This window comes from Halostella salina, assembly GCF_003675855.1.
Classification (GTDB): Archaea; Halobacteriota; Halobacteria; order Halobacteriales; family Natronoarchaeaceae; genus Halostella; species Halostella salina.
The window spans coordinates 70264-77416 of record NZ_RCIH01000013.1; the positions used below are offsets into that span (position 1 = coordinate 70264).

Consider the following 7153-nt stretch of genomic DNA (forward strand, 5'->3'; position numbering starts at 1 on the left):
GAACACGTGACAGCCCGGAGTCCGTACCCCGAGCGTCCGCAGTCAGTTCCCGCCGGCAGTCACTGGTCGCCCGCGGCGGGCGACCGGATGGCTCCCGTGTCGAACTCGCGGAACTCGCCGTTCACGACCCGGCCGACGGGGAGGGCGTCTATCGTGCCGTGGCCGCCGCAGTCGATGCACTGGACGATCGTCCCGACGGCGACCGTGTCACGGTCGACGGATACGTCGTAGAACGACTCGGGCAGCAGATGCGCCACCTCGCAGTCGCAGAACTCGACCCCCGCGACCGGCCAGACCGCGCTGTTGCTGACCGCGCGGGCGTTGTTCACGCTGATCCACGCCCCGTCGTCGAGCGTGCGGACGGGCACCGTCATCGCCCGCCCTTGCCCGCCGGCACGTCTTAGCCCGTCGACAGTCGCAAGGCTTACCGCCTGATGACGCAAGTTTCGCATCGGCCACGGCGCTTTCGGTCGATTGTCGGCGCATCGGCCAACCGGGATACCGGACAGTGTATCCGGTAGTCGGGAGTCAGGGTAGGGCTTGTTGACGAAGGGCGGCTTAAGGGGTGAGCGCCGCAACGTCACGGTGATGACTGACGACGCTCGCTCGCGCGACGGGTCGCGCCAGCACACGTCCGCGGATGTCGCACCCGAACTGTACGAGCCGGAGGGAGAGCGATGACCGCCACCTGCACCGACGAAGATGTGGACGACGAGGCCGAGGAAGCCGTCGACGACCACCTCGCCGACGTCGAGGAGGGAGCGGGCTGCACGGAGATCTGGGAACACCTCTCCGAGCAGCGTGAGGAATAGACGTCGCAGTGACGGCGTGGGTTTTTGACCGTGCCTTCCGTAGATGGCTCCGATGACGCCTGACCGGTCGGACGACGGGAGCGACGGGGAGCCGCTGCCGGCCGACCGTGAGTCGCCGGTCGGCCAGCCGGTCGTTCGCGGGGACGCCGCAGTCACTGGCCGCCACGCCCGTGACGCCGTCCAGTTCGACCCGGACGACCCCGACAGCCTCGCGGACGCCGCCGAGACGGTGCGGGCGTTCGCCGAGAACACCGTCGGCGGCGAGGACAACGTGTACATGCTCCGCGGGGCGGCTGCCTGTGCCGCCCTCGTCCGGGGCGAGGGGTCGTACAAGGCCGCCGCGGAGCGCGCCGGCGGGGAGGCGACCGTCGCGTTCATCCGCAAGTGGGCGCGGGTCCACGACCTCCCGGAGTCGATCCGGCGGCACGTCGCCATGGGCGACATCGCCCCCACCGCGGCGAAACACGTCGCCCGCGTCGCCGGCAACGCGCGCTTTCTGGTCGCCTTCGCCGTGCTCGACGGCGGCCTCACCGTCCGCGAGGTGCGCAGCGTCGCCAGCGCGGTTAACGGCGGGACGCCGGTCGAGGAGGCGCTCGCCGACCACGGCGTCGCCGTCGGCGAACTGACGACGACGCTTCCCCCGGACACGTATCAGCGCCTCCGTCGCGAGGCCGCACTGCGGAACGCCGACCCGGACGAACTCGTCGCCGAGGCGCTCGACCAGTACCTCTGACGCCCGCCCTTACGCGCCGTCGCGGCAGAACCGCTCCGCCGCGTCGGCGAGGACCGACGCCGCCCGCGTGACTTCGGTCACGTCGACGAACTCGTCGGGGAAATGCGCCTGGTCGATGCTCCCCGGCCCGAACAGCACCGTCGGGATCCCGGCCGCCTGATAGTGGCGGCTGTCCGCGCCGAACGTGCCGCCCCACGGCGTCGCGTCCAGCCCGGCGTCGGTCGCCGCCGACCGCACCGCCGTCACGACCGGCTCGTCGAGGGCGACCTCGGCCGGTTCGAACTGGATAGAGAACCGCTCGAACGTCGGCGGATGCTCGCGGAGCCAGTCGCTGTCTGCGACGACCGAGTCGAGTCGGTCCTGAAATTCGGCCTCCACCTCGGCGACGGTCTCGCCCGGCGCGACGCCGATCCGGACCTCCGCGACGAGTTCGTCGGGCACCGACGACGCCCAGTTGCCCGCCTCGACCGTCCCGACGGTGACGGGCCACTTCACGGGGTAGTCCTCGTACAGGGGGTGCGTGACGCGCTCGTCGCGCTCGGCCTCCAGGTCCGCGAACGCACGCCGGATCCGCTCGAAGTGGGGCAACACCGACTCGCCGTTCCACCGCGTCGCGGCGTGGGCCGCCCGACCTCGGAGTCGGAGTCGCTTCATCACGCTCCCCTCGACGGCCGCGACGACGCCGAGTTCGGTCGGCTCGGCGATGATCGCGGCGTCGCGCTCGAAGGGGTACGGGTTCGACAGCGCCGCCGCGGCCGCGCCGATCCCGCCTTCCTCCTCGCCGGCAACGCTCTCGACGACGACCCGCCCGTCCACGTCGTCCCGGCCGGCGAGCCGCCGCGCCGCGAACACGCAGGCGGTCAGCCCGCCCTTCATGTCCGCCGCACCGCGCGCGGTCACGCAGTCGCCGTCCCACTCGGGGTCGAACGGGTCTGTCCCCCACGCCGACCGGGTCGCCGGTACCACGTCGACGTGCCCGTTCAACACCAGCGTCGGCCCGGCCTCCGGGTCGCCGAGTTCGACGACGCCGGCGACCGACGGCCGGTCCGCCGTCTCGATCGCGGCCGGGTCGTCCGGGAAGGAGGGATGACCGGCCAGTTCCTCGGCGTCGGCGGTCCACTCGTACGTGTCGAAGCCGAAGGACTCGAACCGCTCGCGGAGCCACGCCTGCGCCGGGGCCTCGTCGCCGCCGGTCGTGTCGAACGCCAGCAGTTCGTCGAGAAACGCGCGCACGTCCGCGGTCCCGTCGTCGGCGAACTCGTCCATACGCCGACACGCGGCGGGGTGGGGCAAAAGCGATCCGCCTGCGAGCGATCGAACGATAACCCTTTAGCCGTCCCGGTGAAAACTGTCGACCGCGGGCCGGTAGCTCAGTTAGGCAGAGCGTCTGGCTTTTAACCAGATGGTCGGGGGTTCAACTCCCTCCCGGCCCGTACAGTGAACCGATGAGCCTCGCGAATCGGTGAACGAACCGGCAGGAGGGAGTTGAACCCGGGGAGTCACAGCCCAGGAAGCGAACGGAGTGAGCGACCCGGACTGTCTCCACTCGGTTCACCCCCCTCCCGGCCCGCAGGTGTGCAGCGAATTCGGGACGCGGGGAGTATCGCAACGTCTCGGTGACCCCCGGAAGCCCCCTCCCGATCGCGCGCCCTCACTCGCTGCGCGCGTCGCTCCCTCCGGTCGCTTTCGTGCTTGCGTCGCGACGACGCGCGACCAGTCGGCCCCTTCCGAAGTCCCACCGGGAGCGGTTGTCCGGACGGTCGGGTATCCGAAGCTTCTGAAAACACCGAGAACCGATACCGGGAGGTCACGGACCGAAAACGTGGAAAACGGGACTGCCTACTCCTTGCGCGGGAGGTACGCGAGGCCGGTGAGCAGGACGCCCGCGAGTCCGCTCATGATGACGATCCCCCAGAGGCCGTTGATCCGCTCGTCGAAGCGCTGCTGCTGGGCGGCCTGGGACTCGTATCCCTCGATGTCGGTGGTCAGTACGAACGTATCGTTGCTGGTGAAGTGTGCGACGTACTCCGTCCCCTCCGTCTGCGAGGAGTTCAGGATGAACGGCTCACCCTCCGTGAGGCTGACGGACTCGACCCGGACACCGTCCCACTCGAGCAGGAGGCCCGACTGCGTGACGTTGGTAACGGTCGTGGAGTTGCCCTGATACTGGAGGGTCTGACCCTCGGTGATCGTCAGGTTGGTGAACGCGTCGTCCCGCACGTACGGCGTCAGCTCGCGAGTGCCGTTGTCGTACTCGCGGACCACGAGGTACTGGCCGGTCTCGTTCTCGTAGGTCAGCGACGCGCCCGAGCCGTTGGCCGGTGTCGTCCGGAACGTCGCCTCGGTCGGGTCCGAGACGTTGGCGACGAACGTGATGTACTCGGTGCCGTTGTACGTTATCGTCGCGTTCGTCTCGATGGTGTCCGAGAAGACCGCGGACTGGTTGGTCCAGGAAAGCGTCGCTTCGCCGGGTTCCTCGCCGGACGGAGCGGTGACGCCCGTCACGGTGTACGCCCGGTCACCCGTGTCGACCGGAGAACTGTTTTCCAGTTCGTATTCGGGGTTCTCGACCGTGATCGACGGCCCCTGCGCCGTCGCGATGAACGCGTACGACCCGGCAGCGAGCACGAGGAAGAACGCGATATACACCGCCGCTGCTCGTCGTTGCATGTGTCGACCGATGTACGCACTCCGTAAAACGATTACTTTTCGCATGAAGGGGTTCGCCCGTGCGTGACCGGAGGCCGAACACGTTCGGCACGATCCGGCGTGGTCGCGGGTAGGGCACCGACAGCACCTCGCTGCGGGGCGAACTCGCCCCGAGCTCCAAAAAAGAATGACAGGAATTTAACTGTGCAGAGGGATATTGACGAACGAATACGTCGATGCGTCGACCGAACGCGATCGCAACCGCCCTGGTCCTGACGGGACTTATCATGCTCGCCGCCCCGACGGCCGGGTTCGAGATGATAACGGCCGACCGCACCAGTTCGGTGAGCGTCGCGGACGACGCCAACGCCCTGCTCGGGGTGCAGACGACCGGCGACACGCCGGACCAGCAGAACCCTGCCGTCGTCGTCGAGATCACGAACAACGCGGGGAAGGAGTTCACGGACCTCCAGACGGACGTGACGATTGACGGCTCCACACTGAGCGTCAGTAACGGGTTCGCCGGGAGCCTCGCCGCCGGCGAGACGACCGGGCTGGAGTTGACGTGTGAGGGCGGCGGGGACGGTACCGCGACGGTGACGATCGTTTCGGTCGCGGAGGGCGACGGGTTCGAAATCCGGAATCACGAGTACACCAGGACGATCACCTACAGCTGTACGGGTGGCGGTGGCGGCGGTGGAAACCCCGGCAACGGAGGCGGTGGGTCCGGTCCCGCGTCGTTCACCGCCAGCGACGTGGACGAGAACGCGGACACGTTGACACAAACGTTCACGTTCGACGGCGACGGCCTCGGCTCGAACGGCGACGCGACGGTCGACCTGACCGACCCGCAGGCAAACGGCGGCATTGACTACACGACGATGAACCCTGGAGACGTGACGCTCGTCAACGGCAAGGGGAGTGTGGCGTACGATTCGAACACTGACGAGATCACCTACGAGGCTCAGGGGAATGTCAAGGGCACGGTCGAGATCGAGGTCAGTAACTTCGAGGTCCAGTCGGCCGACGGCGGGACGGTCGAGTACGCCGACAGCGCGGACCGGACAGGACAGGACACGTTCTCGGTGTTCGCCGTCGCCGACGACGGCGGGAGCGTCGACACGGGTGGCGATGCCGTCGTCCCCGAAAACGGCACCGCGGGTGAGATCGATTCCGGGGGCAACCTCACCGCGGGCGACAACGCCACCGTCGACGGCGAGGTCAGCTCAGACGGCAACATCTCGGCGGGTGAGAACACCACCTTCGACGGCGAGGTCGACTCAGACGGCGATATCTCGGCGGGCGAGAATACGACCTTCGATGGCGAAGTCGACTCCGGTGACGACCTCTCCGCTGGCGACAACACGACCTTCAACGGCGAAGTCAGCTCCGACGACGAAATCTCGACGGGCGAGAATACGACCTTCGACGGTGAGGTCGACTCCGGTGACGACCTCGATGCCGGCGAGAACACCACCTTCGACGACGAGGTCAGCACCGGAGACAATCTCACCGCCGGTGAAAACACCACCTTCGATGGCGAAGTCAGTACTGGCGACAATCTCACCGCGGGTGAGAACACCACCTTCGACAGTGGGGTCAGCTCCGGAGGGGACCTCACCACTGGAGACAACACTACCTTCGAGGGGGAAGTCAGCTCCGACGACGAGATCTCGACGGGCGAGAACGCCACCTTCGACGGTGAAGTCGATTCCGAGGACGACCTCACCGCCGGCGAGAACACCACCTTCGACAGTGGGGTCAGCTCCGGAGGGGACCTTGCTACTGGAGATAACACCACCTTCGAGGGCGAAGTCAGTACTGGTGACAATCTCACCGCGGGCGAGAACGCCACCTTCGACGGCGAGGTCAGTTCCGGTGATGACATCTCGGTGGGCGAGAACACCACCTTCGACAGTGGGGTCAGCTCCGGAGGGGACCTCACCACTGGAGATAACACCACCTTCGAGGGCGAAGTCAGTTCCGTGGAGGATCTCGCCACTGGCGACAACGCCACCTTCAGCAGTTCAGTCACCTCCGACGGCAACCTCACTACCGGCGACAACGCTACGTTCGACAGCGAAGTCACCACTGGAGGCGATCTCACCGCCGGCAAGAACGTCACCTTCGACGGCGAGGTCGATACGGGCGGGGACCTCTCCATCGGCAACGGATCGACCGTCGGGGCGGCTGAGGTCGGTGGGCAGGTGACGATCGACGCCGGCAGCGTGAACGGTGAACTCAGTGCCGGCGGAGACATTTACCTGCAAGACGGGGCGACAATAAACGGGGAGATCTCGACCGACGGCACGGTGTACGTGGGCTGTGACGTCGTCATCAACGGCGAGGTCGACGCCGAACGGGAGAGCACCTGTTGATACCGTCTGCCGTCTCCGCGTTGATGCCGCCCGTTGTAGTGATTCACCGGTGAGGACCGATCTGACCGGATTCTCACCGGTGAATCACCATGCGGTCGCGACGGTGCGGATGTCGGCATTCACGACCGCGTCGATGGGGAATTCCGGCGACGCTGCCGTGAGTGGGCTGGTTCGGAGCCATCGCTCCGGATGTATTCAGGAAAGCCAAGGGCCGGATTTGAACCGGCGGTGGGCGGCTCTGCAGGCCGCTGCGTTCGGCCGGACTCTGCCACCTTGGCGCAGTTCGTACTACTTGCGTCCCGCGTTTAAGCCTAGCGCTTCCGACGCGTGATCGGTGACCTACTGTCGGCACTGGCAAACGTGCGGGCCCGGCGGAGACGCCACCGTGACGAGTTGGAGAGCCCGGAGACTTTACGCTGAATATGAAGAAAGCCCACGGAGCGCGGTGCTCCGCGGGCTGAAAGTATGAGTATGAGTATGAGTGGGCAGGCGGCGATCCGGTGGTCCCAGAGGCTCGCGCACTCCAGTACTTGCCGGAACGCTGGCGGGCTTAACGTCCGTGTTCGGGATGGGTACGGGTG

6 protein-coding genes, 2 tRNA genes and 1 rRNA gene are annotated in these 7153 nt (G+C 67.1%); 4 read left to right on the forward strand and 5 right to left on the reverse strand.

The window, feature by feature from the left end; translation table 11 throughout:
• Positions 1-59: 59 nt before the first annotated feature.
• Complete coding sequence (locus D8896_RS18920; protein ID WP_121823669.1) at positions 60-374, reverse strand: hypothetical protein; 315 nt, start codon at positions 372-374, stop codon at positions 60-62.
• A gap of 303 nt (positions 375-677) precedes the next feature.
• On the opposite strand from D8896_RS18920, the gene D8896_RS20060 reads away from it, so the two are divergent.
• Together D8896_RS20060 and D8896_RS18925 are read left to right on the forward strand one after the other, a co-directional pair.
• Positions 678-812, forward strand: a complete 135-nt coding sequence (locus tag D8896_RS20060; RefSeq protein ID WP_259372661.1) for a hypothetical protein — start codon at positions 678-680, stop codon at positions 810-812.
• A 52-nt stretch (positions 813-864) separates the two neighbouring features.
• The gene (locus D8896_RS18925; protein ID WP_121823670.1) at positions 865-1545 is read left to right on the forward strand and encodes a DUF7119 family protein; all 681 of its coding nucleotides are present in this window, start codon (positions 865-867) and stop codon (positions 1543-1545) included.
• 9 nt (positions 1546-1554) lie between these two features.
• Here the strand turns inward: D8896_RS18925 and D8896_RS18930 are convergent, their stop codons facing one another.
• Positions 1555-2811, reverse strand: a complete 1257-nt coding sequence (locus D8896_RS18930; RefSeq protein ID WP_121823671.1) for a M20/M25/M40 family metallo-hydrolase — start codon at positions 2809-2811, stop codon at positions 1555-1557.
• Between the two features lie 93 nt (positions 2812-2904).
• Here D8896_RS18930 and D8896_RS18935 point away from each other — a divergent pair.
• Positions 2905-2978: transfer RNA gene (locus D8896_RS18935), tRNA-Lys, on the forward strand.
• A 406-nt stretch (positions 2979-3384) separates the two neighbouring features.
• On the opposite strand, the gene D8896_RS18940 is transcribed toward D8896_RS18935, so the two are convergent.
• Positions 3385-4215 (reverse strand): hypothetical protein, encoded by an 831-nt coding sequence (locus D8896_RS18940; RefSeq protein ID WP_121823672.1) that lies wholly within the window; start codon positions 4213-4215, stop codon positions 3385-3387.
• A gap of 215 nt (positions 4216-4430) precedes the next feature.
• On the opposite strand from D8896_RS18940, the gene D8896_RS18945 reads away from it, so the two are divergent.
• Positions 4431-6572, forward strand: coding sequence for a beta strand repeat-containing protein (locus D8896_RS18945; RefSeq protein ID WP_121823673.1), 2142 nt, complete (start codon positions 4431-4433; stop codon positions 6570-6572).
• Between the two features lie 202 nt (positions 6573-6774).
• Here the strand turns inward: D8896_RS18945 and D8896_RS18950 are convergent.
• Both D8896_RS18950 and rrf read right to left on the reverse strand, forming a co-directional pair.
• Positions 6775-6850: transfer RNA gene (locus tag D8896_RS18950), tRNA-Cys, on the reverse strand.
• 206 nt (positions 6851-7056) lie between these two features.
• A 5S ribosomal RNA gene (gene rrf, locus D8896_RS18955) occupies positions 7057-7153 on the reverse strand; the annotation flags it as partial.